Annotated in this window: 19 protein-coding genes; 16 read left to right on the top strand and 3 right to left on the bottom strand. The window is 40.7% G+C overall.

Features of this window, described 5'->3' with window-relative positions; translation table 11 throughout:
- Positions 1 to 30: 30 nt before the first annotated feature.
- The 15 genes from OQX61_RS18400 (at position 31) to OQX61_RS18330 (ending at position 18,656) form a co-directional block, all read left to right on the top strand.
- A complete protein-coding gene (locus OQX61_RS18400) occupies positions 31 to 1,626 on the top strand; it encodes a S8 family peptidase (protein WP_322973614.1) in 1,596 nt (531 codons plus the stop codon).
- A gap of 224 nt (positions 1,627 to 1,850) precedes the next feature.
- The gene (locus OQX61_RS18395) at positions 1,851 to 2,579 is read left to right on the top strand and encodes a CpsB/CapC family capsule biosynthesis tyrosine phosphatase (RefSeq protein ID WP_265843267.1); all 729 of its coding nucleotides are present in this window, start codon (positions 1,851 to 1,853) and stop codon (positions 2,577 to 2,579) included.
- 101 nt (positions 2,580 to 2,680) lie between these two features.
- Complete coding sequence (locus OQX61_RS18390; RefSeq protein ID WP_265843266.1) at positions 2,681 to 3,496, top strand: polysaccharide biosynthesis/export family protein; 816 nt, start codon at positions 2,681 to 2,683, stop codon at positions 3,494 to 3,496.
- 34 nt (positions 3,497 to 3,530) lie between these two features.
- Entirely contained in the window at positions 3,531 to 5,873 is a 2,343-nt protein-coding gene (locus OQX61_RS18385; RefSeq protein ID WP_265843265.1) for a tyrosine-protein kinase, read from the top strand.
- Positions 5,874 to 5,891: 18 nt separating this feature from the next.
- Positions 5,892 to 7,439, top strand: coding sequence for a hypothetical protein (locus tag OQX61_RS18380; RefSeq protein WP_265843264.1), 1,548 nt, complete (start codon positions 5,892 to 5,894; stop codon positions 7,437 to 7,439).
- A 99-nt stretch (positions 7,440 to 7,538) separates the two neighbouring features.
- On the top strand, positions 7,539 to 8,546 hold the full coding sequence (locus OQX61_RS18375) for a nitroreductase family protein (protein WP_265843263.1): 1,008 nt from the start codon (positions 7,539 to 7,541) through the stop codon (positions 8,544 to 8,546).
- Positions 8,547 to 8,572: 26 nt separating this feature from the next.
- Positions 8,573 to 9,814, top strand: coding sequence for a polysaccharide pyruvyl transferase family protein (locus tag OQX61_RS18370; RefSeq protein WP_265843262.1), 1,242 nt, complete (start codon positions 8,573 to 8,575; stop codon positions 9,812 to 9,814).
- On the top strand, positions 9,807 to 11,144 hold the full coding sequence (locus OQX61_RS18365; protein ID WP_265843261.1) for an O-antigen ligase family protein: 1,338 nt from the start codon (positions 9,807 to 9,809) through the stop codon (positions 11,142 to 11,144). Before OQX61_RS18370 ends, OQX61_RS18365 begins: the two co-directional genes overlap by 8 nt.
- Positions 11,141 to 12,400: a glycosyltransferase gene (locus OQX61_RS18360; protein WP_265843260.1), complete on the top strand. Its 1,260-nt coding sequence runs from the start codon at positions 11,141 to 11,143 to the stop codon at positions 12,398 to 12,400. Before OQX61_RS18365 ends, OQX61_RS18360 begins: the two co-directional genes overlap by 4 nt.
- A gap of 70 nt (positions 12,401 to 12,470) precedes the next feature.
- The gene (locus tag OQX61_RS18355) at positions 12,471 to 13,355 is read left to right on the top strand and encodes a glycosyltransferase (protein WP_265843259.1); all 885 of its coding nucleotides are present in this window, start codon (positions 12,471 to 12,473) and stop codon (positions 13,353 to 13,355) included.
- A gap of 194 nt (positions 13,356 to 13,549) precedes the next feature.
- Positions 13,550 to 14,809, top strand: a complete 1,260-nt coding sequence (locus OQX61_RS18350; protein WP_265843258.1) for a glycosyltransferase family 4 protein — start codon at positions 13,550 to 13,552, stop codon at positions 14,807 to 14,809.
- Positions 14,810 to 14,929: 120 nt separating this feature from the next.
- Positions 14,930 to 16,021, top strand: coding sequence for a glycoside hydrolase family 99-like domain-containing protein (locus tag OQX61_RS18345; protein ID WP_265843257.1), 1,092 nt, complete (start codon positions 14,930 to 14,932; stop codon positions 16,019 to 16,021).
- Positions 16,022 to 16,095: 74 nt separating this feature from the next.
- Positions 16,096 to 16,791, top strand: a complete 696-nt coding sequence (locus OQX61_RS18340) for an acyltransferase (RefSeq protein ID WP_265843256.1) — start codon at positions 16,096 to 16,098, stop codon at positions 16,789 to 16,791.
- A gap of 29 nt (positions 16,792 to 16,820) precedes the next feature.
- Complete coding sequence (locus tag OQX61_RS18335) at positions 16,821 to 17,543, top strand: SGNH/GDSL hydrolase family protein (RefSeq protein ID WP_265843255.1); 723 nt, start codon at positions 16,821 to 16,823, stop codon at positions 17,541 to 17,543.
- 6 nt (positions 17,544 to 17,549) lie between these two features.
- The gene (locus tag OQX61_RS18330) at positions 17,550 to 18,656 is read left to right on the top strand and encodes a DUF1972 domain-containing protein (protein WP_265843254.1); all 1,107 of its coding nucleotides are present in this window, start codon (positions 17,550 to 17,552) and stop codon (positions 18,654 to 18,656) included.
- A 116-nt stretch (positions 18,657 to 18,772) separates the two neighbouring features.
- Here the strand turns inward: OQX61_RS18330 and OQX61_RS18325 are convergent, their stop codons facing one another.
- From OQX61_RS18325 to OQX61_RS18315, 3 genes are read right to left on the bottom strand one after another with little or no spacing between them, the layout of a single operon-like run.
- Positions 18,773 to 20,323, bottom strand: a complete 1,551-nt coding sequence (locus tag OQX61_RS18325) for a capsule assembly Wzi family protein (protein ID WP_265843253.1) — start codon at positions 20,321 to 20,323, stop codon at positions 18,773 to 18,775.
- Positions 20,324 to 20,342: 19 nt separating this feature from the next.
- Positions 20,343 to 21,422 (bottom strand): mannose-1-phosphate guanylyltransferase, encoded by a 1,080-nt coding sequence (locus tag OQX61_RS18320; RefSeq protein ID WP_265843252.1) that lies wholly within the window; start codon positions 21,420 to 21,422, stop codon positions 20,343 to 20,345.
- Positions 21,423 to 21,434: 12 nt separating this feature from the next.
- Entirely contained in the window at positions 21,435 to 22,811 is a 1,377-nt protein-coding gene (locus OQX61_RS18315; protein ID WP_265843251.1) for a UDP-glucose/GDP-mannose dehydrogenase family protein, read from the bottom strand.
- Between the two features lie 270 nt (positions 22,812 to 23,081).
- Between OQX61_RS18315 and OQX61_RS18310 the strand changes: the two genes are divergently transcribed.
- Entirely contained in the window at positions 23,082 to 24,473 is a 1,392-nt protein-coding gene (locus OQX61_RS18310) for an undecaprenyl-phosphate glucose phosphotransferase (protein WP_265843250.1), read from the top strand.
- Positions 24,474 to 24,492: the final 19 nt, after the last annotated feature.

The raw sequence follows: 24,492 nt of genomic DNA, 5'->3' as shown, positions 1-24,492 counted from the left end.
ATTTAACTTTGCACAAAACATCTATATAATATGAATATGAAGAAAGCGAACTTTTGCTATCGTGGAATATTAAGTTTGTCCTTATTGGCAATGGTTCCATTTGTGTCAGTAGCGCAAAAACCAAATTGGCAGAACCTGGACCTTAATACAGATTCAACTTTTGGAATCAGTACCGAAAAAGCTTATAACGAATTGTTAAAAGGGAAGAAATCTAAACCTGTGATCGTTGCAGTGTTAGATGGTGGGGTAGATATTAAACATGAAGACCTTAAAAAGGTGATCTGGCTAAACAAAAAAGAGAAAGCCGGAAACGGAAAAGATGATGATAAAAACGGATACATTGATGATGTAAACGGCTGGAGTTTCTTAGGATCGGATAAAGGTTCTATCAATTATGAAACTTTGGAGTTGACCCGCTTAGTGCGCAGAGACAATGCTAAGTTTGCAAACCTGGACTCAGCTTCGGTAAAACCAGCAGACCTTCCTGCATTTAAAGCTTATCAAAAGAATAAAGCAGAATTTGAAAAGCAAATTGCAGAAGCTAAAGAAAACCTGGTGCGTTATACCGGATTGAAAATGGCAATTGACGAAGTGGTGAAAAAGATAGGTAAAGAAAACCCTACAGCTGCGGATTTCCAGAATTTCACTCCTGCAAATGATATGGAAAAAAACGTTCAGAGAATCATGGTGCAGCAATTGCAAAACACCAGTTTCAATGAGTTTTATGAAGATCAGGTAAAGGGTGGATATGACCACTTTAAAGATCAGGTGGAATACAACCTGAACATTGACTTTGATCCAAGATCAATCGTTGGGGATGATCCTAATGATGTAAAAGACCGTTTCTATGGTAATAATGATGTTGCCGGACCAGATGCTTTACACGGTTCTCACGTTGCAGGAATCATTGCTGCAGAAAGAAACAACAAAATCGGTATCAATGGAGTGGCGGATAATGTAGTCATATTACCTGTTCGCAACACTCCGAACGGTGATGAGCGTGATAAAGATGTGGCTAACGGTATTCGTTATGCAGTTGATAATGGTGCAAAAGTGATCAATATGAGCTTTGGAAAAGGCTATGCATGGGATAAAAAGATCGTTGATGATGCCGTGAAATATGCAGTATCAAAAGATGTTCTCTTAGTTCATGCAGCAGGAAATGATAATAAAAACCTGGATGAAGCGCAGAATTTCCCTAATCCGGAGTACCTGGATGGTGGTGTTGCAGCTTCATGGATCACTGTTGGTGCCTCAGGATGGAAGAATGACGCAACTGTGAAAGCGGATTTCTCTAACTACGGAAAAACTAAAGTAGATGTATTTGCACCTGGTGTCAACATCAATTCTACGACTCCGGGTTCTAAATACCAAAAACTGAACGGTACCAGTATGGCAGCTCCGGTTGTAGCTGGTTTGGCTGGTTTGATTCGTTCTTACTATCCTCAGCTAACCGCATCTGAAGTAAAAGACATCATTATGAAGTCTGTTGTTAAAGTAGATCAGGTAGTGAAAGTAGAACAAGGTGATAAAGTGAACGAAGTTCCTTTTGCTGACCTTTGTATAAGCGGTGGTATAGTGAATGCTTATAAAGCACTTCAATTGGCTGCTGAATACAAGAAATAATTACAATTCTTTTAAAAAAAGGCCTGGTATCGACCGATGCCAGGCCTTTTTTTATGGCCCGTATCAGTACCCATTACTGGGTATATTTCCTTAATTACAAGCTGAATCAACAAATTATAACGCAGGTAATCCTTCGCTATTGTATTTTTGTTAAAATGACAAGCAGATTTTGTATGGGGTTATGAAATGCGGGCTTGTTTTTCAAAAAAATTAAAAATTCTAAGATGTTTTCTTTTTTTAACAAAAAAACGCACGTTGATCATATTGAATGGTTGGGTGTGGACATGCATGCACATTGGTTACCAGGTATTGATGATGGTGCTAAAGATATGGCATCGGCCCTGAATTTTATGAAAAGCCTGCAGGAACTGGGCTTTAAGAAATTGCTGGCGACACCTCATATTTTTGCGGAATTGTATCCTAATGATAAGGAAGTCATTGGAAATACCTTAGAAAGCACCAGACAGGCGCTAACAGCAGCTTCGCTACAGATAGAGACTGCTGCTGCGGCCGAATATATGGTGAATGAGGATTTTGAAGTTAGCAACGACCTTTTGTGCCTCCCTAAAAAGCACATCTTAATAGAAATGTCTTATGTTTCGGAAATGCCGAATATAGAGCAGATCATTTTTAACCTCCAGGTTAAAGGATATGTAGTGGTTCTGGCACATCCTGAACGCTACAGTTTTTATCAGGATAAACACCAGCGTTTTCATCGTTTCAAAGAAATGGGGGTATTGTTTCAATTGAATCTGCTTTCCGTATCCGGCTATTATGGAAAAGATGTGAAAAGACTCGCAGAGTATCTGCTTCAAAAAAAATACTATGATCTGGCGGGAACGGATCTGCATCATGAGAAACATTTGCATGCATTGACCCGTGAAATACAAAGTGGAAGACTACATGAGAAGGTCGGAAATGTGGATTTCAAGAATATGGAGCTGTTTTTCTAGCTAAATACCCATTTGTAGCTAGGTGTAATTGAAATTTAAAACGATTATTTTTGCTTTCACATGATTCTGGTGATTAAGCCGTTTTTTAGATCGAAATTACTATGGTTAAAGTTTTGTTATCAAGAAAATACCTGAATTATTTGGCTATTTTCTGTGTTATTTTACTGAACGCTTGTTCTACGACAAAAAAAGTTCCTTATTTTCAAGATATTACTGCTACTGGTCAATCAAGTGCAGAAAACAGTGCTGCTTTTAAAGGGTTAACGATAGATCCTGACGATATTCTGTCAATTTCTCTGATAACTGTTGACCCAATAACCGGTATGCCGGTAAATCAATTGGCTAGTCAGACGGTAAGCAGTAATGTTGTAGCTGCAGTTGCAACAGCAGGGAGCAGTACTTCCGCTGCCAGTGGCTTCCTCGTAGATAAAAACGGAGAAGTAGACCTCTCCATTATTGGTAAAGTGAAAGTCGCAGGACTAACCACTTATGAGGCCCGTGAGCTCCTGAAGACCAAAGCCGCCGTCTTTTATAAAGACCCCAATGTGCAGGTCCGATATGCAAATTTCAAAGTGACCGTACTGGGGGAAGTCGCAAGACCCTCTTCTTATATCCTGCCAAATGAAAAGGTGAGTGTGCTGGATGCCCTGGGTATGGCTGGTGACCTCACCATTTTTGGAAGAAGGGAAAATGTATTATTAATCAGGGATAATGATGGCAAAAAAGAATTTGCACGATTAGACCTGAATTCCTCCCGGATTTTTGACAGTCCATATTATTATCTGAAACAAAATGATGTACTCTATGTGGAGCCTAATAAAGGTAAAGCAGCCTCATTGAATCAGGCAAGAACACAAACTTTTGCCGTCATCGGAACAGTCCTGTCCGTTTTAATTGTACTGTTCTCAAGGATTTAACCGCCATTACTTTATTAACCGCTAGACAATAAAAATGAAGAATATAAATTCTGAAGATAAAACCGCGCATGAAAATTCAGATGGCCTGGATGTTAAACAGCTCTTACTACGCTTATTGGACAATTGGTATTGGATTGCGTTATCCGTACTCCTTTGTCTTGGGCTTTCTTATTTATATGGGAAGTATAAAACGCCCTACTATAAAATTTCAGCCAGGGTACTGGTAAATGATGAGAAAAAGGGGTCCGGATTATCAGGTGGAGGCGATCTTTTAGGTGACATTGGAGGCCTTCTGGGCACAAAAAGCACCGTAGATAATGAAGCAGAAATTCTTAAAACCAGAAACCTGATGGAAGAGGTGGTTAAGGATATGAACCTGAACATTACCTATTATGAAAAAGGAGCAATTAAGAGTGTAGAATTATATGAATCCCCTTATCAGGTAAAGGTTTTAGCCCCGATGGATACGATTAAGTCCGTCGAAGTAAAAGTGAAATTCGCAGAAAAAGGGAAAGTAGCAGTAACAGCTGATGGCCTGGATACATTGGTCGCTTTTGATCGTTCCTTTAAGATTCCAGACGTCGGTGTAGTGCAGATTGTTGAAAATCCAGCGATTTCGCCTGCTAATGAAGATTATAGCTTTACCATTATGTCTGTTGACTCCCGGGTAATTGACCTGATGTCCGCATTAACTGTAGAAGTTAAAAATAAGCTGGTGACCGTTATTGACCTGGCCTTAAATCATCCGGTTCCGAAAAAAGGAGAAGATATTTTAGGAAAACTTATTGAAAAGTATGTACAAGCCAACCTTAAAGATAAGAATGAAGTAGCCGATAGTACCGTGAAATTCATTCATAACCGATTGGCACACATCAGTAATGAGTTGGGTGGACTGGAGGGGAATATCCAGAATTTCAAGCAGAAGAATAACCTGGCGGATATGTCTGAGCAATCTAAATTGCTGGTACAGACCACCGGGCAATATGTTAATGAACTGGGAAAAATAGAAACCCAGATCAGTGTTTTAAGTAGTTTGCAAGACTATTTAAAAGATGAAGGCAAGAATAAAAAAGTGCTGCCAAGTTCATTGGTCCCTACAGATATGGTATTCAATGCGGTTGTAGAGAAATACAATACCCTGACTTTAGAAAGAGCCAGACGCATGATTGGGGTAACTGAATCTAACCCTACCATACAATTGATGGATAAGGAAATTCTCAATGCCAGAGCAGATATTGAAACCAATATTGCCAGTACACTGAGTGGCTTTGTGATCGCCAGAAACCGCATTAATGATCAAATGAAAAGGGCGGAAGGTCAGATAAAAAACGTTCCTCAGATGGAGCGGAGTTACCTGAATCTCGCCAGACAACAGCAGATCAAACAGGAGCTTTACATCTTCCTGATGAAAAAAAGCGAGGAAACAGCCATCTCAAAAACAGCTAACATCGCAAATTCAAGAACAATAGATCCGGCTAAATCTGAAATCAAGCCATATAGCCCTAAAAAAGCTTACCTGTACCTTTTTGGATTGATTGCTGGATTGGCCATCCCTCTGGGAATAATGTACCTGAAAGACCTCTTAAATGATAAGGTCCAGCTGAAAGAAGATGTGACCAAGGCAACAAAAGTTCCGGTGATTGGAGAGATCAGTCACCAGGATGAAAGCATGGGCATTGCCAACAGTTCACGTTCTGCAATTTCAGAACAGTTCAGAGCATTGAGGACTAACCTGTCGTTCTTCTTTAAGAACAAAGATGAGAAGGTGATCCTGCTGACCAGTAGCATGTCCGGCGAAGGAAAATCATTTGTCGCCATTAACCTGGGGCATATCCTTGCACTGGCCAATAAAAAGGTATTGCTGATGGAACTGGATTTACGTAAACCCGGGCTTTCAGCGAAATTACAACTTCCCGGTACGGTTGGATTTACGAATTATATTGCCAATACTGAACTTAATATCGATGATATTATCATGCCGCTGAAGATTCAGAAAAACTTGTTTATGGTAAGTTCCGGACCGATTCCTCCAAATCCTGCAGAGTTGCTGCTGAGTGAACGCACGCAATCGCTGATGGAAGAATTGAAACAGAAATTTGATTATATCATCATTGATGCGCCGCCGATAGGCATCGTGACAGATGCACAATTGATGGCCTCTTATGCCGATGTCTGCATCTATGTGGTGAGACAAAACTATACGTTAAAACAACAATTGACAATTGTGGATGACTTGCAAAGAAGTCAAAAGATGAAGGGATTAAGCATTGTAATCAACGATATCGAAGCAACTAAAGGATATGGTTATGGATACAGCTATGGCGACTACGGCACCAGTCCTCAGAAAAAAGGGTTTTTTAATAAATTATTTAAATAAAAATAAGAATCAGATCAAATGAAATCAGGAAATAAGGTAGTGATGAACATGGGCATATTGTATGCGCGGATGTTGATTACCATGGGGATTTCATTGTATGCAACACGGTTGGTTTTAACCGCGTTAGGAGCGGTGGATTATGGGGTTTTTAACCTGATCGCCGGACTTATCGCCATGCTTTCTTTTTTGAATACCGCGATGGCAACCTCGACCCAGCGTTATCTTTCCTTTTATCAGGGGAAAAATGACCTGACCATGCAGAAAAAGGTTTTTACAAACAGCCTTATTTTGCACCTGGGGATCGGAGTCCTGGTTGTTGCCGGTCTGGAGATCGCAGGTTTATTCTTGTTCAACGGATTTTTGAATATCCCGGCAGATAGAATCCATATCGCTCAGATGATTTATCATTTTATGTCGGTTACGGTTTTCTTTACCGTGTTGGCCGTTCCTTTTACAGGTTCACTCGTAGCTCATGAAAATATGCTTTGGGTGGCAGTTGTGAATGTGGTGGAAACACTGTTGAAACTGGGAATTGCCTATTTGTTATATGTGATTGCGCAGGATAAACTGGCCGTTTACGGGATATTGACCGCAGGAATAAGCATCATCAGCTTTTTACTATATGGCGTTTACTGTTTTCGTAAATATGAAGATTGTACTTTAAAAGGTGTTTTTTCCGTTGACCGTAAACTGATCAAAGAGCTGACTTCCTTTGCCAGTTGGAATTTATTCGGTTCCCTGTGTGCCTTAGGTAGGGTGCAAGGCCTGACCATTTTATTGAATATATTTTTAGGAACAGTAGTCAACGCTGCATTTGGCATCGCCAACCAGGTTGCTGCGCAACTTAACTTTTTTTCCCTGACCATGTTGCGTGCCATCAATCCGCAAATCATGAAAAGTGAAGGCGCTAATAACAGGGAAAAGATGTTGAGACTGTCTATGATCGGCAGCAAATTTGGATTCTTTTTGCTAGCCTTTGTAGCCGTTCCCTGCATTTTTGAAATGAACACCATCCTGAACTTATGGTTAACGAACGTTCCGGAATATACCGTGGTCTTTTGCTCTTTAATGTTATGCGCAACGCTAATTAATCAGCTTACGATAGGCTTGCAGTCTGCAGTACAGGCGACGGGAAAAGTGAAAGCTTACCAAATTGTAGTGGGTGGGGTTTTATTGCTGGCTTTACCACTTGCTTATGGCCTGTTAAAATTAGGATACCCGCCGTATTATGTGTTTATCGGCTATTGTTTTGTTGAATTGATTGCCTGTATCCTGAGGCTGTTTTTCTTAAGAAGTATTGCAGGGATGTCTATCTCTCTATACTTTTCTAATGTCATATTCAAAATCATCATCCCACTTTTCCTACTGATACTGACCTGCTATTTGTCCGTTTCTTACCTCCATTTCGAGTTCAGATTTTTCTTTACCGGAATTGCTGGTGTACTGGTCTTTGCAATTAGTATCTACTTTTTTGGACTGTGTGCCGATGAGAAGTTATTCCTGAAAAAAATGATTCCGGCTTTGCTTGATAAACTGCAGGTAAAGAAACAATTGAAACATACATAAAACCAACCAAATATAAAATCCAGATGAACTTAATCCGCGCCGAAAAATGATTTCGGCGCATTTAAGTATGACCACCGTTTAAAAATTATAACACTCCGAATGAAAAATTTAATTAAAAAGATCGTCCCAAAATCAGCTAAAAGGCTTTATAGATCGAAGCAAACTCAGTTGTCGATTATTAAAGATTATATATATGATTATCGGAAGTTTAAAAGAGAATCTGCCTCATTTAAGCTAAGAAGTAAAGAAATGATGCAGGCATATATCCTTAAGGAATATCATGCGGTGGAAAAAGGACTGGCCCTGCGCGAACCGCGTCCGGGGTTTGGCGGGCCAAGGATTGGGGCATTAGCCGATATTGTGGATGATTATGTGACTAAGTACGGAGTAGATGCGATTACTGATATGACCGCTTACACGCTTCGCGAATACCTGAACTTTGATGAAGACCACCGTCAGGTATCCGCAGAATTAAAGGATAAACTGGAGCGGCTGTTATTGCGATGTGATGAATCAACGCTGAACAAAACCGGAGGTACAAAGATGGTCCCTAAACAGGAAATTCTGGATACCCTGAATTTTGATTACGAAAGGTTTTTCAAATCCAGAAATAGCGTCAGAGATTTTTCTGATGAACCGGTGCCTACAGCCACCATACTTAAAGTAATTGATACGGCCAGGTATACACCTTCGGTGTGTAACAGGCAGTCCTGGAAGGTCTATGTCATTGAACATTCCAATGTGGAACTGAAGCGGAAACTTTTGAATGTGCAAAATGGTAACAAGGGTTTTGGCGAACACATCAGCTCTTTAATTGTCATCACCGGTAAGCTGTCTTCTTTTTTCGCTTATGAACGAAATCAGGTTTATATCGATGGCGGAATGTTCGCGATGTCAATCGTTCTGGGCTTACATGCACAGGGATTAGGAGTTTGTTGCCTGAATACCAGTTATGCCAAAAAGCAGTACGAAGCATTTACAAATTCCATGGAAATGGATAGCGACTGTGCTCCGATCATGTTTTTAGCAGTGGGCAACCTCAAAGACAATTATAGTGTGGCTATTTCAGAGCGTAGACCATTGGCTGACATCGTTGAAGTAAGATAATAGAATTAATTTTTAATATATAATTGATGAACAAGTTAAAAGAAGTATTTAAAGGGATCTATGTAGAGTTATTCTGGTCTTTAGCCCTTTTTTGTTCCCTTTTTGTAAAGGGTAAAAAAGATGCAGGGAAGGTGTTAGTGCTTCCTGCTGCCAATTTGAATGGTGGTTTTGGGGAAGATATTATGATCACTTCCTTTATCAATAACTTCGCAAATGATGCGCAGGTTTGTATTTTAAACGGTCATAAAATCATTCGTGAAGACTATAGAACGATCAATAAAAATGTGGTGTTTCTGGATGGCTTTAATGAAAAGGTTAATTTTCTGAAACTGTTGTTTCTAATGAAAGACTGCGCTTTAGTGTATGTGATTGGCGCAGATATCATGGATGGAACTTATCGCGTTCACAATTCTATCAACCGCTTGAGAGTGATTGAGCTGGCGCATCGCATTGGTGTGAAAGCTCAGATCTCCGGATTTAGCGTCAGCAAAAATATACTGCCAGTAGTGAAAGCTAAATTTTCGGCAGTATCAAAAGACGTTAAATTGAAAATCAGGGATGTGGAATCTTATGTCAGAATGAAAGAATTTATTCCTGCCGACAGATTGATCCTGACCAATGATATCGCTTTTATTTGTCCGGATCTTCCGGCCGTGTACCAAAGTAAAACTTATGAAATCTATAAGGGATGGGTGTCTGCGGTAAAGGCAAATGGTAAAACCGTTATCGGGGTTTGTCCGAATGCCATCCAGGCTAAAAAGATTGGATTTGATAAATATCTTTCTGGTTTCAAGAGCCTGTTGGAAGGCTTTTTGGATACGGGTAACTACGCGTTTGTATTTCTTTATCATGACATCAGGCCGATTTGCGATGAGGCCAGCGACAGTACCATCAGCTGTATTCTGGACGAATATTTCCGTGCTAAAGGTGTGGACTGCTTCTTTACCGATCAGATCAAAAATGGGGTGGAACTGAAAGGTTACGTTTCCCTGGTCGATTTTACCATTACCGGAAGGATGCATCTGGGAATTTCAGGACTGACTTACGCCAGGCCAATGTTCGGCGTTTCTTACGCCAATAAATTTGAAGGCATGGTGAAGTTGTTTGAAATTGATCCGAACCTCTGCCTGATCGATTATGATAAGCTGGACAACTCAAAAGAGAAGATTCGCCTGTTTACGGAGAACTTCGGGGCTATCCAAAATAGTGTCAATAAGAACATTAACAGCGTAAAGCTGGAAACAACTAACAACTATACGCATGGGTAAAGGAATATTATTATTTCTAGTCATCTTCTGCTATATCTTCAGATCGGTAGTCCTTAAATCTAAAAAGAAGGATACTAAATTTTTATGGGTGAGCTTTTTCATTTTTTGCATTCCATTTGAATTTGGAAAGGCATTAAACACCCCGAAATTCAACGAGATAGCCGGAACAGTGCAGCCGATTTATATGATTTCCTTAACCATAGGATTGATCATTGCGGTACTGCCTTCTGCAAAAAGGAGATGGATGGAGTATTCCTTTAAACCAAATAACTGGGTCAACTGTGTTGGCCTGCTACTGATATTGTCTTTTCTGAATCCCTACAATTCTTTCCCTACCGGAACCTGGGTACTGGCCATCTTCTTCTTGTCAAACATACTTTTATTTAAAATGCTCAGCAGTTTTCTGAGTATGGAGGATGTATTGAATGGCCTTTTTGATGGCTTGATGTTGCTGACAGGGGCACAATTTTTTCTGGCCATCTGTTTTCCGGTATTGGGCATTTCTGCGGTGACAAAGTTGTTTCATGAATCCGCAGAGATCTGGGCCACCAGACTGGATACCCGAAGCGGGGCCGTAGGTTTCTTTAACCACCCCGGCAGACTGGCTTTATTCATGGTGATTACAGCCGCTTTTTTCCTGTCTACCTATCTTTATGATTTCAGGAAAAAGGCTAGTAAAACAGCCCTGATTCTTTGCGTCGCGATCATTTTCCTGACCTACTCCAGGACTTCTTATCTGGCGCTGATCATTACCCTTTCTGCTTGTTATTACCTGAATAAAAATGCCCATAAAAACCTTTTTTCAGTTGGGAATGTCCTGAAGTTTGTCGTGCCAACAGTATTGGCATTGGTTTACCTGATCGCCTATTCTCCTTTGAGTGAACTTTTCATGGGTAGCGATTCTTCGGATCAGTACGACAACAGGATGGTGCATTGGCTGATGGCCATTCATTTGTTTGATGTTTCGCCGATTATCGGTGTTGGATTAAACGGGCATCTTTCTTACCTCTCCCAACATCTGGGAATCATAAATCAAATGACAACTGATGATTTTTTTGCCATCAATCCTATCCATAATATCCACCTGATTGTCCTCGCTGAAGTGGGGATTTTGGGCATGATCTTATGGCTCGGCTTTTTATTCGGCAACATCTCTAAAGCTAAAAAAGAAATTAGTGAGGGACATAATCAAATCCTTTCCCTTAGTATGATCGGCATGTTTATAGCCTACATAATTTATGGGCTTAGCGGTTGGGCTCCATTTTCAACCGCCATTTTACCCCTATTTCTTTTCATCACCTTTTTTTCAATTAAATATAGACAACAATGAGGAAGATATTAATTGTTACGCCCTATATGCCATTCCCTCTAAATTCCGGAGGCAGGATTGCCCAATTCGAATTTGATAACGAGTTGCGCCATCATTTTGATATGACCATCGCATTTACCATGAAAGCCGCCGATCAGAAAGATCTGGAGCAGTTGAAGGCATTATGGCCGAATGTGAAGTTTAAGCCTTACCTGATTACGGAACAATCTCTTTCAGGTAAGTTTAGTTCGGTGATGTTCCGGTTTTCGGAATTCCTGAACCGCTTAATTGGAAAAGGCGTGTTTTATGCCTTTTGTAAAACAAATTTAGATCGCCTGCTTAAGCTAAATACGACCTTATTCAGGTCCAAAAGTTTTGGCTTCCCCCGCGCATTTATTGACCATTTCAGGAATGTCCTGCTGGAGAATAATTTTGAATTTGTACAGGTAGAATTTCATCAGCTGATCTCTTTTGCAAAATATATTCCGCAAAGTTCTTACCGGATTTTTGTGCATCATGAATTAAGATTCGTAAGAGAAAAAAGAGAACTTGATCTTTTTAGTTTTCAGTCTGCTTTTCTAAACCGCGTATATAAAAGGAATAAATCATATGAACTGTCTGCCCTGGAAAAATTTGATATGGTCTGCACACTTTCAGAAGTAGATAAAATCATCCTTGAAAAAGACCTGAAAAAAGCACGTCTGGTTTCTTCACCTGTTCCCATTAAAGCTTTGAGCTCCGGAATGAATTATTCCTTTGATCATAAGCTGGTTTTTTTAGGTGGAGAAGATCATTTTCCAAATAAAGAAGGACTGGATTGGTTCTTAAGAAACTGCTGGTCCGGATTAAAATCAAATTACCCTAAGCTGGAGCTGCAGGTCATCGGAAAATGGCACCAGGCAAGTATAGACGAGTATGAGGCAGAATTGGATTCCGTAAACTTTATGGGCTATGTGGAAGACCTGGCTGCGGTACTGGCAAACAGCATTTTTATTGTTCCGATTCGTATTGGTAGTGGTATTCGTATGAAGATTATTGAGGCCGTAAATATGGGAGTCCCATTCGTTTCTACAGAAGTAGGAGTAGAGGGCCTGTGTTTTCAAAACGGGAAGGATTGTTTGATTGGAAATACAGCTCAGGAGTTCTGCTCTTCTGTTGCCAAACTTATTGAATCAAATGATTTAGGGAGTCGCTTATCAAAAAATGCGCTGAACACCTTAAATGAAGAGAACTCTTATGAAAAGCTGATGGACAAAAGATTGGCGATATATAATTAATATGGCTTAATAAGCTGTAACCGGGATTTACCTGGTTATCAACCTGAACAGCAGACAAATTGATAAGTAAATGAAAAACATTGAAAAACAGTCACCAGCATTTCATCAAAAGACAGCAGCTACCGGAATAAAAGAGCAGTTTGCTAAACCAAAATTACTCGTTTTAGTGGTGTTGTATAAAAAGATGATTTCCGAATCCCCAACGATTAAAACGTTGTTGCTACAGCACAGGGATTTGTTTGAAATCGAGCTGGTGATTTGGGATAACAGTCCGGCGAAATGTCCGGAAGTTCAGATCAATGAACTTGAAAAGGATTTTGGTCAGTTTCAATACCGATGGACAGCGGAAAATACCTGGTTGTCAAAACTCTATAATCAGGTGCTGTCAGCTCATACTTATGATTATGTTTTGTTGTTAGATCAGGATACAAATATTCCTCCTTATTATTTTGATAAGCTGAATGAGGCTCTTTTTAAATTCCCGAAAGTTGCGCTTTTCCTGCCTCTGGTGCTTCATCAGAAAAAGGTAGTGAGCCCTGGTTCCTGGGTTTATTTCAAAGGAAAACATTGGAAAAAGATAAAAACGGGAATCATTCCCGCAAAGAATGTATTGGCTATTACCAGTGGAATGGTGATCTCCGCTAAGATGTTTGGTGTCCATAAAATGAAATTTGATGAACGCTTAAGCCTGTATGGAATTGATACCGGCTTTATGCTGAATTTCTCAAAATTTGAAAAACAGTTGTGCGTATTGCCCATCAAATTTGCTCATGATACCGTATTGTGGTCCAATCCTTCTGCCGATGTCATGTTAGGTAGGTTTAGGAATTTGAAAAGTGCCTGGCCTAAGATTTTGTCAGACAGGCCGGTAGCACGGGTGTTGGTTTATTTTTATAGTATGGCCGTGTCTTTTAAAATGGCGCTTAAATATCAGGATACCAGGTTTTTGAAGTAAGTTTTTATTAGCCCGTTAGCATGGAGCGCATGATCGCAGTGTGAGAGGGAATGATCGGATGGTCACAATGATTGCAAGACAGGAGTGACCGCAGTATAGAACCGAATGATCATAGGACAGAAATGATTGTAAGACAGCAATGGCGATGTTTAAATCATCATTGAAATAGAATTCTAAAATATAATCGCTTAATAATGAATATTATTTGTGTGCACCAGAGTGCTGATATGTATGGTTCTGACCGGAGTTTTTTACAGGTAGTAAATTACCTGAGCCTGTCACCCAATTTTGAAAAGATAACCGTTGTTCTTCCGCGAAATGGCCCATTGGTCGATGAACTGGAAAAATTAAAGGTGGAAATCATTTTCATGAACCTCTCTTTATTAAGTAAAACCTATTTGATGAAACTCCAGTGGGGGAAAATCATATTTCCTTTATTTTCATTTTCAGCTAAAAAGAAACTGTTTGACCAATACGATGTGGTCTATGTGAACACTTCGGTGATCCTGGACTTTTACCTGCTGGCACCCTTCCTGAAGCAAATGAAAATCATTCATATCAGGGAAATTCCAAATGGTATAATCAGTAAAGTGCTGTCGTTCTTTTTGAAATGTTCGAAAGCTAAAATCATATTCAACTCCCAATCTACGTTAAATAGCTTTAGTCCTTTAGCCCAAAGTCTGGTTATTCACAATGCATTTGAAGGCTTTGCTAAAAAGAGTCCGGCTGAAATAGCGCTGGTTTCTCCTGAGCATGACGTTCTGGTCACCGGAAATGAGTCGCTGATCTCTGAAAGGGAAACGTTGACCTCTGGAAATGAAATAACCGCTGGAAATGAAATAACTAAACGTGTTGACACTGAAAAAGAAAGTGCCGGATCAGGAATTAAACAACCGGAAAAAGCACCGCTAAAGATATTGTTGATTGGCAGGATCAATAGCTGGAAAGGGCAGGATTTCGCCATAGAAGCATTGTCTGGAATACCCAATGCGGATGTATTGTTGAGAATCGTAGGCAGTACCTCTGCTGGAAATGAGGAAATGGTACAAGATTTAAAGAAAAAGGTAAAGCAGCTTGGCTTAACTGATAAAGTCGAGTTTATGGACTTTGTCCGGGATACGGCAGAAATTTATAGCTGGTCGGATGTAGCCATTGTACCAAGTACCAGGCCAGAGCCTTTTGGTAGAATTGCTATTGAAGCCATGAGCTTAAACAAACCGGTTATTGCTGCCAATCATGGTGGTTTGCCCGAAATTATTGAACATGGATACAGTGGTTTCTTATTTGAGCCAAATAATAAAGCAGCGTTTATAAAGGCCATTAGCCAATATATTGATGATCCTGAATTGTTAAAGAAACATGGCAGGAATGCCAAAATGGTGTTTGAAGAAAAGTTTTCTTTAATCGGATTTTATAAAAAACTGGATGAAGCCTTTAAAAAGGAATCGGCCTGATAACCGGCTGGCTTTAGAACGGGCCCGCCTGAAAATGAGCAGATCCAAAAAATGAATTGGTCTGAATATGAGCCGGCCTGCGAAGGACTAACATTGAAAATGTAATAACATAAAAATCAAATGAAAAAAACAATCTTCTGCTCTTTTCTGGTTTCTCTGGCATTATTATCAGCGCCTGGTGCGCCTGTTTACGGGCAAAATAATACTGGTGCTCAATTGAAAGTTGGTGCTTATTATTTTGATGGCTGGACAGGTAAAACAAGTCATATTTCCAGGTCATTAAAGGAGGATTATAAGGAACGCGCTCCGGTTTGGGGCTGGGTAACCAGTACGCCGGCTGGCATTCGTAAACAGGTGACTGCCGCAGTAAATGCAGACCTGGATTTTTTCACCTTTTGCTGGTACTACTCTGAGCTTGGTAAGCAGAATCTGGCGGAACCCAGAAATAATGCGCTTCGGTTATTTGTCAATTTAAAAGATAAACAGGGTTTAAAATTCAATTTGCTGGTGTCCAATCATTATGGATATATCATCGGTCCTGCCGACTGGGATAAAGTCTCAAAAATATGGCTCGACCTCTTTGAGATGGATGCTCATCTGAAATTTAATGATAAACCTTTGATTACTTTTTTAAGTCTGAAAATGCTCATGAGCTCATTTGGTTCCGCTGCAAAAATTAAAGTAGCCCTGGATCAGTTGAGAGCGGGAGCGGTAAAAAGAGGATTAAAAGGCGTAAATATCGGAATCAGTCTTTCTCCTGATGAAAAGGAAGTCGCACTGGCTAAAAAAGCCGGATTTGATGTGTTGACCGGGTATAATTACCATGACCAGACACTAATCAATGGACAATCGGTTAGTCCGATCACGGCAATAAGTAAGCGGGAACGGGCAGTATGGTCTCAGTTTTTAAAGTTTGACATGCCTTACATCCCCGTGAGTACTTTAAACTGGGACCCACGTGCATGGGATGAAATAAATAAAATAAAAAAGCCTTCTCCTCATTTTAAAGGTTATGCTCCGGCATCGGTTTTTCAGTCTGTTAAGGGCTTGAAAGATTGGGTTCTGGAAAACAATCCGACCAGATCAAAGGATCAGATTGCAGTACTCTATGCCTGGAATGAATACGGTGAAGGAGCGTGGTTAACACCATCACTTATCTATAAAAACGGACTCCTGGAGGCTGTGAAAAAGGCTTTAGGATCCTCAGATTAACTGGATACCGACAGCCTGTTCCTGAACCCATAACCCAACTTTGTTTAAAAGCTTTAAAAAAAATCATTACGTTAATGAAAGCAATATTTCAATCGATAATCAGGAAGAGAAATCCTTCCTTCAAATTTGATGAAAACATCAGTAGCCGAACCTTGTTCAATCTGGCAGTCAGCAAAAGCATTGAGCTTTTAAGAGGACTGTTGTTCCAGATTTTTCATTTGAAAAAGCCGAAACCTATCTTTTTAGGCAGAGGGGTGCGGACTTTCAATAACCAGCACATCAGTATCGGAAAATGGGTTAAAATTGATGCCGGTGTCTATTTGAGTGGCCTGGGTAAAGGGAAACTGATCATTGGAGATTCTTCCGGCATTGGGGCCTACTCACAAGTGGTCATTTCTACTTCATTTAACAATTTAGGAGAGTTTATTCATATTGGTAAACAGGTAGGAATCGGGCAATTTGCCAGCATTGGTGGTTCTGGTGGGGTTTCCATCGGAAACAACACCATCATCGGACAATATTTTAGCTGTCACCCGGAAAATCACAATTACAATGACCCGACTAAACTGATCAAAAATCAAGGGACTACCCGTGCTAAAATTACCATTGGAGAGAATTGCTGGATTGGAGCCAAGGTGACTATTCTGGCCGGTGTCTCGATTGGGGACAATTCAATCATAGCTGCCGGAGCAGTGGTCACCAAAAGTATGCCTGCAAATTCAATTATAGCCGGCGTTCCTGCCCGTGTGATTAAAGGGGTTTATGATTAATAAATGAACCTAAAAGAAGGAAAACGAAAATGAAAAAAGAGCCACTGTTTAACCAAAAAAAAATATTTAAAAATATAGCCTTAACTGTCTTTTACAGCTTGATTTTAACTGTAAGCCTCCGTGTTTACGGACGTGGCCTGGCGGATCCTATTCCCTTAAAAGTATTGGTTTTGGGAAACAGCATTGCCTGGCATGGGGCGAAACCTGCTGTGGGCTGGAAAGGCAACTGGGGGATGGCAGCAACGGCAGCGGAAAAGGATTTTGTCCACTTATTGAGGTCAAAGATAAAAGCGGTTAGTCCCCGGACTGAATTTCAATGGGCCAATATTGCCGACTCCTTTGAGCGGAAATTCTGGAAATATGATCAAAAGGATTTTAAAAAATTCAGAGACTGGAATCCAGATTTAATTGTGCTGGAAATAGGGGAGAACATCAACGATACCCTTGCGGTAAAACACCTTTTAGGGGAGCACCTGGATCGCTTCGCTAATGAATTGTCAGCGGGTAAGAAAACTAAAATTTGTCTGGCAGGCAGCTTCTGGCCAAATGAACATGTAGATGAGATCATGAAGGAAGCCTGTGCCCGCAACAACTGGATATACGTAGACCTTCAGGGTCTTTATGAAGACAGAAATGAAAATACCGCCATTCAGCAATATCAAAATCAAGGAGTGGGGATGCACCCTTCAGATATTGGAATGGCGCATATAACAAATAGAATCTGGAATGAAATACAACACTTATTTAAGTAATCTATAATGAAAATAGCAATTATTGGTACCCGGGGCATCCCAAATCATTATGGAGGATTTGAGCAATGCGCAGAATATTTAGCGTTGGGTCTGGTGAAAAAAGGACATGAAGTCCTGGTTTATAATTCGCATAACCACCCTTATCAAAAGAGTAAGTGGAATGGTGTTGATTTACGTCATTGCTATGATCCCGAGTATAAGCTGGGGACTGCCGGCCAGTTTATTTATGATTTGAACTGCATTCTCGATGTCAGAAAGCAGGGATGTGACGTGATCTTACAGCTGGGTTATACCAGTGGTTCTGTATGGGGATGGCTGTTGCCAAAGAAAGTAGTCGTCACTACTAATATGGACGGACTGGAATGGAAACGTACCAAGTACTCTGATAAAGTAAGGAAGTTTCTGCAGTGGGCGGAGAAATTAGGTGTAAAATATAGCGATCACCTGATCTCTGATTCCATTGGAATACAGGATTATCTGAAAGAAAAATACAATGCAGATTCTACTTTTATCGCCTATGGAGCAACCTTATTTAAGGACCCAACCATAGGAATCCTTAAAAGTTATGATCTGGTTGCCTATCAATATGATATGCTCATTGCCAGATTAGAGCCAGAAAACAGTATTGAAGTTATCCTGGATGGCGTGGCAAAAGCAAATGTTAAACGCCCGTTTTTAGTAGTAGGTAAACATGAAACCACCTACGGTAATTATTTAAAGGAGAAGTTCGAGGCCTACCCGCAGATTAAGTTCATCGGGGGGATTTACAACATTGATATTTTAAACAACCTGCGGTATTACGCCAATATTTATTTCCATGGCCATACCGTTGGCGGAACAAACCCGTCATTATTAGAAGCCATGGCATCCAATAGCCTGATGTGCGCCAATGACAACCCTTTTAACAGGTATATACTAGGGGAAGATGCCATTTATTTCAGGACTGCCGATGAAGTCGCAGATCACTTGAAAAAGGTACGTTATGACCTTGAAAAGTATCAAATGATGAAGAAAAACAATTGCGATAAGATTACCGGAATATACGACTGGGAATTGATCGTGGATCAATATGAAAAGCACCTTTTGAGTGTAAAAGGTGTGCTGACAAGGTAGTTTTAAAAGCTTAAAAGACGCGCTGGGGGGCGTTTTCCATACGCAGTATTGTAGCGCTGTTAACCTGCGCCGCAATACTGCCTGGAATATTTATCTACTGAAAATCCTGCTGCTGGTTATTGAAAATCCTTTTTCAGTTTCAACATCAGACCAAAAGAATTGTTTAGCAATTTCCCCTGATCCACCGCTGTTGCAAAACCAGCACTATACCCGTTTTTAAGCGGCTTAGTGCCTTCCAAATAAAAGGAGAATTGTGGAACTGTTTCAAATATTTCACTGTTTACAGGGCTTTTGATAGCCCCTGTGGAGTTCCCGTATTTGCTGGTTCCAAAAGTCCCGTAGTTATCTGAATAGGTAACTTTGGTCATGAAATCCCAGTGGTACAGTCTTCCGCTAAGTCCGGCATGAAGTGCCACCACGCGGTTGTTGATAAAGTAATCAGCCGGTTTTACCGCCTGACCGGCTCTGGCATCATGTCTCGGGGTGATCAGTGGATTTCCGATCCCCATGCCTTGATAAGACCAGCCGTTTTTATAATAAAAGTTGTTGTAGTAATCTTCGTCTCCCGATTTGGTAGGCGTAGACCATGGGTATCCCGCCTGATCTTTTGAATAAAAGAATTCAAGTAAGATTTTCTTCCAGGCAAAACCGGAACTCTCCGGGTTGAAACGTTTGTTTTCCAAAGAAAGCCCGTTTAAACCATCCTTGATATTAGCCAGTTTCGACAAAGCACCAACATCGTAAAAGGTTTGTCGGTAGAGCATCACCTTAATATCATTAAAGTCGTACTCCATTCCCAGGTCAATAGAGCCCAGCTGATTCCCTATTTTGGAGGTAGGAACCCCCTTTGTACCGTATGATTTTCCGCGCACCACATATAAAAAGGTCTCGGCGGGAGACAACTTGAAATTGTCGCCATAGGCGGCCTGTTCATTCCCCCAGAACACCTGGTGATTGAATCCACCATACATTTTAAAGCGCCAGTCTGCTTTTCCTAACCTCACATATAAAGATTTCTGATGGAAATAGCTGACGGGCTTCGTATCGTTGATGTAATATTTAATCGTGGGTCCGGCAATGATACTGTCCAGGATCCGGGTTCTTCCTATCCAGCCATGAACAAAGTTTCCTTTGACAGCGAAAAGGCCACCAAATACGGGTAGCGTATAGTAATTGGGGATAGAAAGTTCCAGTTTTGGGATTCCGGGGGCATTTCCGGAGACCGAAAAATTGCCGGAACTCAGCACACTGTCGCCATTTAAACCCATCACATCTTTTGATCTGCCTGCTTTAAGTTGAAAGACGCCCATTCTTGCCTTCGCATAGGCCGAAATCAATTGGACATTTGCGCCTTTTCCTGCATTTGCTCTGGCTTCAAAGCCAAAACCCCAGTCGAAAAGCTTCTTTCTCCCGGGACTGTCGGAAGGGAGGTAAGCACTGTAATCTTTCTCCGCTTTTCCGATGAAACTTCCCGACATACCGGAAAGCGGGATGGAGCCAAACTGGTTGGATCGCATCCAGAAAGGAACAACCTGGTTCGTCGTTCCTATGGCTTGTGCTTCCAGTGAATATTTAATTTCAGGCTTTTGTGCCTGAACTACACTGGATAATGTCAAAAGCAATAGTGTCGGGAGCAGCGCGTTTTTTACTGGTTGGATGCCATTCATAGGGATGGTTGTTTAGTTTTTATACATAGTGATTTCCATAAGTTTCTGCCATTGTCTTTACAACTTCTTTAATTTCCTGTTCCTGATCTTTAGGATAAATCAGCAAGGCATTTCCATCATCCACGACAATGAAGTTATCAAGCCCACGGATCACCGCCAGCTTGTTTTCATTGACCTGAATGATGCTGTTTTGAGTGTCTTTTACATTAATCTGTTTTGCAGAAATGACATTGCCTGATTCATCTTTATCCGCGGATTCATGTAACGAAGCCCAGGTGCCAAGATCAGACCAGCCGAAATCTGCCGGAATGGTGTAGATATTATCTGCCTGCTCCATGATGGCATAATCGATGGAAATATTTGGAGATTCAGGGTATTTCTGGTCGATAAAAGCTCTTTCTTCCGGCTGATTGTAATAAGCATTTCCACTTTCAAATAAATCATGAATGCTGCCGGCGTGTTTTTTCAAAGCCTGGATAATCGACTTCGCTTTCCAGATAAATATCCCTGCATTCCAAAGATAATTTCCTTCTCTCAGGTATTCTATAGCAGTGGAAAGGTTGGGTTTTTCCCTGAATTTCTCCACTTTGTAAATCCCTTTTTCCGTTTCCCTGCCATACTGAATATAGCCATAGCCGGTGTCGGGTCTTGTCGGACTAATACCTAAAGTAACCAATGCTTCATGGCTGGCAGTATAAGCTAAAGCCGCAAGAATTTTCTCTACAAAAATGGCCTCATACTGTATGAAATGGTCTGAAGGAGCGACCACCAGATTGGCTTCCGGATTCAGTGCTGCCAGTTTAAAAGAGGCATAAGCAATGCATGGAGCCGTATTGTTTCTGCTGGGTTCGCAAATGAGCTGTTCCGGAGAAATTCCCTCCAGCTGTTCCAGAACAAGGTCGCTATATTGACTATTGGTGACAATATAAATATGGGAAGCCGGGCATAACTTCAGGAAGCGTTCATAAGTAAGCTGTAATAATGACCTTCCTGTTCCTAATATATCTAAAAACTGTTTCGGAAAATGATTACGGCTTTTTGGCCAAAAGCGACTGCCTACGCCACCAGCCATAATCAATACATAATTGTTTTTATCCATGTTTTTCAGGTGTTATAAAGACACAAGTTCGTTTGGGTTGCGCTTTTCTTCAGTGGGAGTAGCATCAGTTGCTGCGGAATTTGAGATTAAAGACCTGCCAATACTATTATAGTAATAGCCCAGATCAACCATCTTTTGAAGATCATAAAGATTTCGGCCATCAAAAATGACTTTGTTACTCATGATTTCTTCCATCTTTTCAAAGTCTGGATTTCTAAATACAGACCATTCTGTGGCGATCAATAAGGCATCTGCCCCTTGTAAAGCATCGTATTGATTGTCTGCATAATTGATTTTATCACCTAATAAAGCCTTGATGTTGTTCATTCCTTCAGGATCATAAGCAGTCACCGTAGCACCATTAAGGAGCAATCTGTTGATGATATATAAAGCTGGTGCCTCGCGGATATCGTCGGTTTCCGGTTTGAAAGCCAGGCCCCAAAGTGCAAAATGTTTTCCTTTCAGGTTCCCTTTATAATACTTCAGGACCTTATCTACCAGCACTGTCTTTTGTTTTTCATTTACGGTCATTACCGCTTTCAGAATCTGGAAATTATACTGGTGTTCTTCTGCCGATTTTGAAAGGGCCTGCACGTCTTTAGGGAAGCAACTGCCTCCATAACCAAGGCCAGGGAATAGAAAACGCTTTCCAATACGGTCGTCAGAACCAATCCCAAGACGCACCGCATCTACATCTGCATGAACCAGCTCGCATAAATTGGCAATCTCATTCATGAAAGTGATTTTTGTGGCCAGGAAGGCATTTGCAGCGTATTTTGTCAATTCGGAAGACTTTTCATCCATAAACAAAATCGGATTTCCAGACCTTACATAAGGGGCATAAAGTTCAGTCATCAGTTTCATTGCTTTCTCGCTTTTTGTCCCGATCACCACGCGGTCAGGTTTCATGAAATCTTCTACTGCAACACCTTCACGTAAGAATTCCGGATTGGAAACCACATCGACTTCTACCGCTGTATTGGCTTCGAAAACGGCCTTTACTTTATCTGCTGTACCCACCGGAACGGTAGATTTATTGATAATTACCTTATAAGAAGTAATCAGTTTTGAGACATCCGCTGCTGCACCAAGAATATAAGAAAGATCGGCTGTGCCATCTTCTCCCGGAGGCGTTGGTAAGGCCATAAAGATGATCTGAGCATCCTTAATTGCCATGGCTAAATCTGTAGTAAAACTCAATCGCTTCTGCGAAATGTTCCTCAGAAACAAGATGTCAAGTCCTGGTTCATAAATTGGAATTATCCCATGTTGCATCTTTTCAACTTTCAGCTGATCGATGTCTACACAGATCACCTCATTTCCTGTCTCAGCGAGACAGGTACCGGTTACTAGACCGACATACCCTGTTCCTATTACCGCGATTTTCATAAATGATTTATTTTTTAATCTTATTTTATTGTAAAAATACCCATCATTTTGCGAAATGAAGTCCTGTGGATGTTGTTAATGTTGTTGTTTTTGTTAAAATACCTATTTGTGGGGAGCTTTTTATTCCGTAATGGAGTTAATTTTGGTAATTGTTATTGGGTTTTTAATATAGCAGGATTATTTCCTGTTGTTTTCCCCGGATAACCTGTTTTTTGAGCATTATTTATTGATAATACTTTAATAATTCAACTTTAATTTATCCAAATCCAGATGCAGACTCGTTATTTGTACCTACTTAGATATATTTTGCCTATTACGGATGTCGTAATGCTTAATTTGATCTACATTTTAGCTTATTATCTTACGGGATATTTGGGAAAAACAGTTTCATACGAGTTATGGCGACATTATATGGTCGTTTGTAACCTTGCATGGTTGTTTAACTCTGCGATTTTCGGCCTTTATACCGATTATGGCTCCAGAAGATTGGAAAGAATTTACAGAGGAACCTGGCGAAGCGTTGCGCTGCACGGGGTGATTTTTGCCTTGTACCTGCTGTTCTCCAGAGATATCGAATTCTCAAGAACCTTCCTTGTGGTATTTTATACCTTATTGGTGTTCGGTTTTATCGTGAATCGTTTCCTGGGGACTGCTTTTCAGTCGCTCCTGGTTCATAAATTTAATGTCAGTAAGAAAGTGGCCTTGATTGGAGTAAACCCGACAGGTCTTCGCCTGGCGCATTATTTTGACCGTCAATACAATATAGATTTCTATGGATACCTGGATGATGGCAGCCGTATTTATGGGGATGAAAACGGCCGCCTATCCACAAACTTTATCTCTAAAATGGGAAAAGCAGCATTGAACGGAGTTAAAGACATATATGTTGCTTTAGAGCCACATAAAATGGCCCTGGTACAACCGTTTTTGCAGGAAGCTGACAAGCACTGTCTCCGCGTAAAATTCATTCCGGATATGGCCGCAACCATCGCTTCACCCTATACCATTAGCTACGTAGGAGGGGAGTTTCCGGTCATTTCGCTAAGAAAAGAACCCCTGGAAAGTATCGGGAACCGATTCAAAAAGCGTGCTTTTGACATCGTTTTCAGTGTTGGCGTAATCGTATTTCTGATGAGCTGGCTATATCCGTTAATCGCAATTCTGATTAAACTGGAAAACAGAGGCCCTGTCTTATTTAAACAACTTAGAAGTGGCCGTAATGACGAGCCTTTCTACTGCTATAAGTTTAGAAGCATGAAGGTCAACAACGATAGTGATCAGAAACAAGCCACTAAAGATGACGACCGCATCACCGGAATCGGAAAATTTCTTCGTAAATCCAGTTTGGATGAACTTCCGCAATTCTTTAATGTTTTGATGGGTAATATGAGTGTGGTGGGGCCAAGGCCACATATGCTGAAACATACCGAAGAATATCGTGCCATCATCAACCAGTTTATGGTACGCCATTTCCTGAAACCAGGGATCACCGGATGGGCACAGGTAAATGGCCTCAGAGGGGAAACCAAAGAAGAAGGTTCCATGCAGAAACGCGTGCAGCACGACATCTGGTACCTTGAAAACTGGACGGCAATGCTGGAAGTAAAGATTGTCTTTATGACAGTTATCAATATGATCAAAGGAGAAGATAACGCCTACTAATAGCTTTTAACCTATAAAA

Origin of the sequence: Pedobacter sp. PLR, from assembly GCF_026239675.1 — a bacterium.
Lineage (GTDB): Bacteria > Bacteroidota > Bacteroidia > Sphingobacteriales > Sphingobacteriaceae > Pedobacter.
Note: the sequence above shows the minus strand (reverse complement) of the source record. Positions and strands in the feature narration are given on the sequence as shown.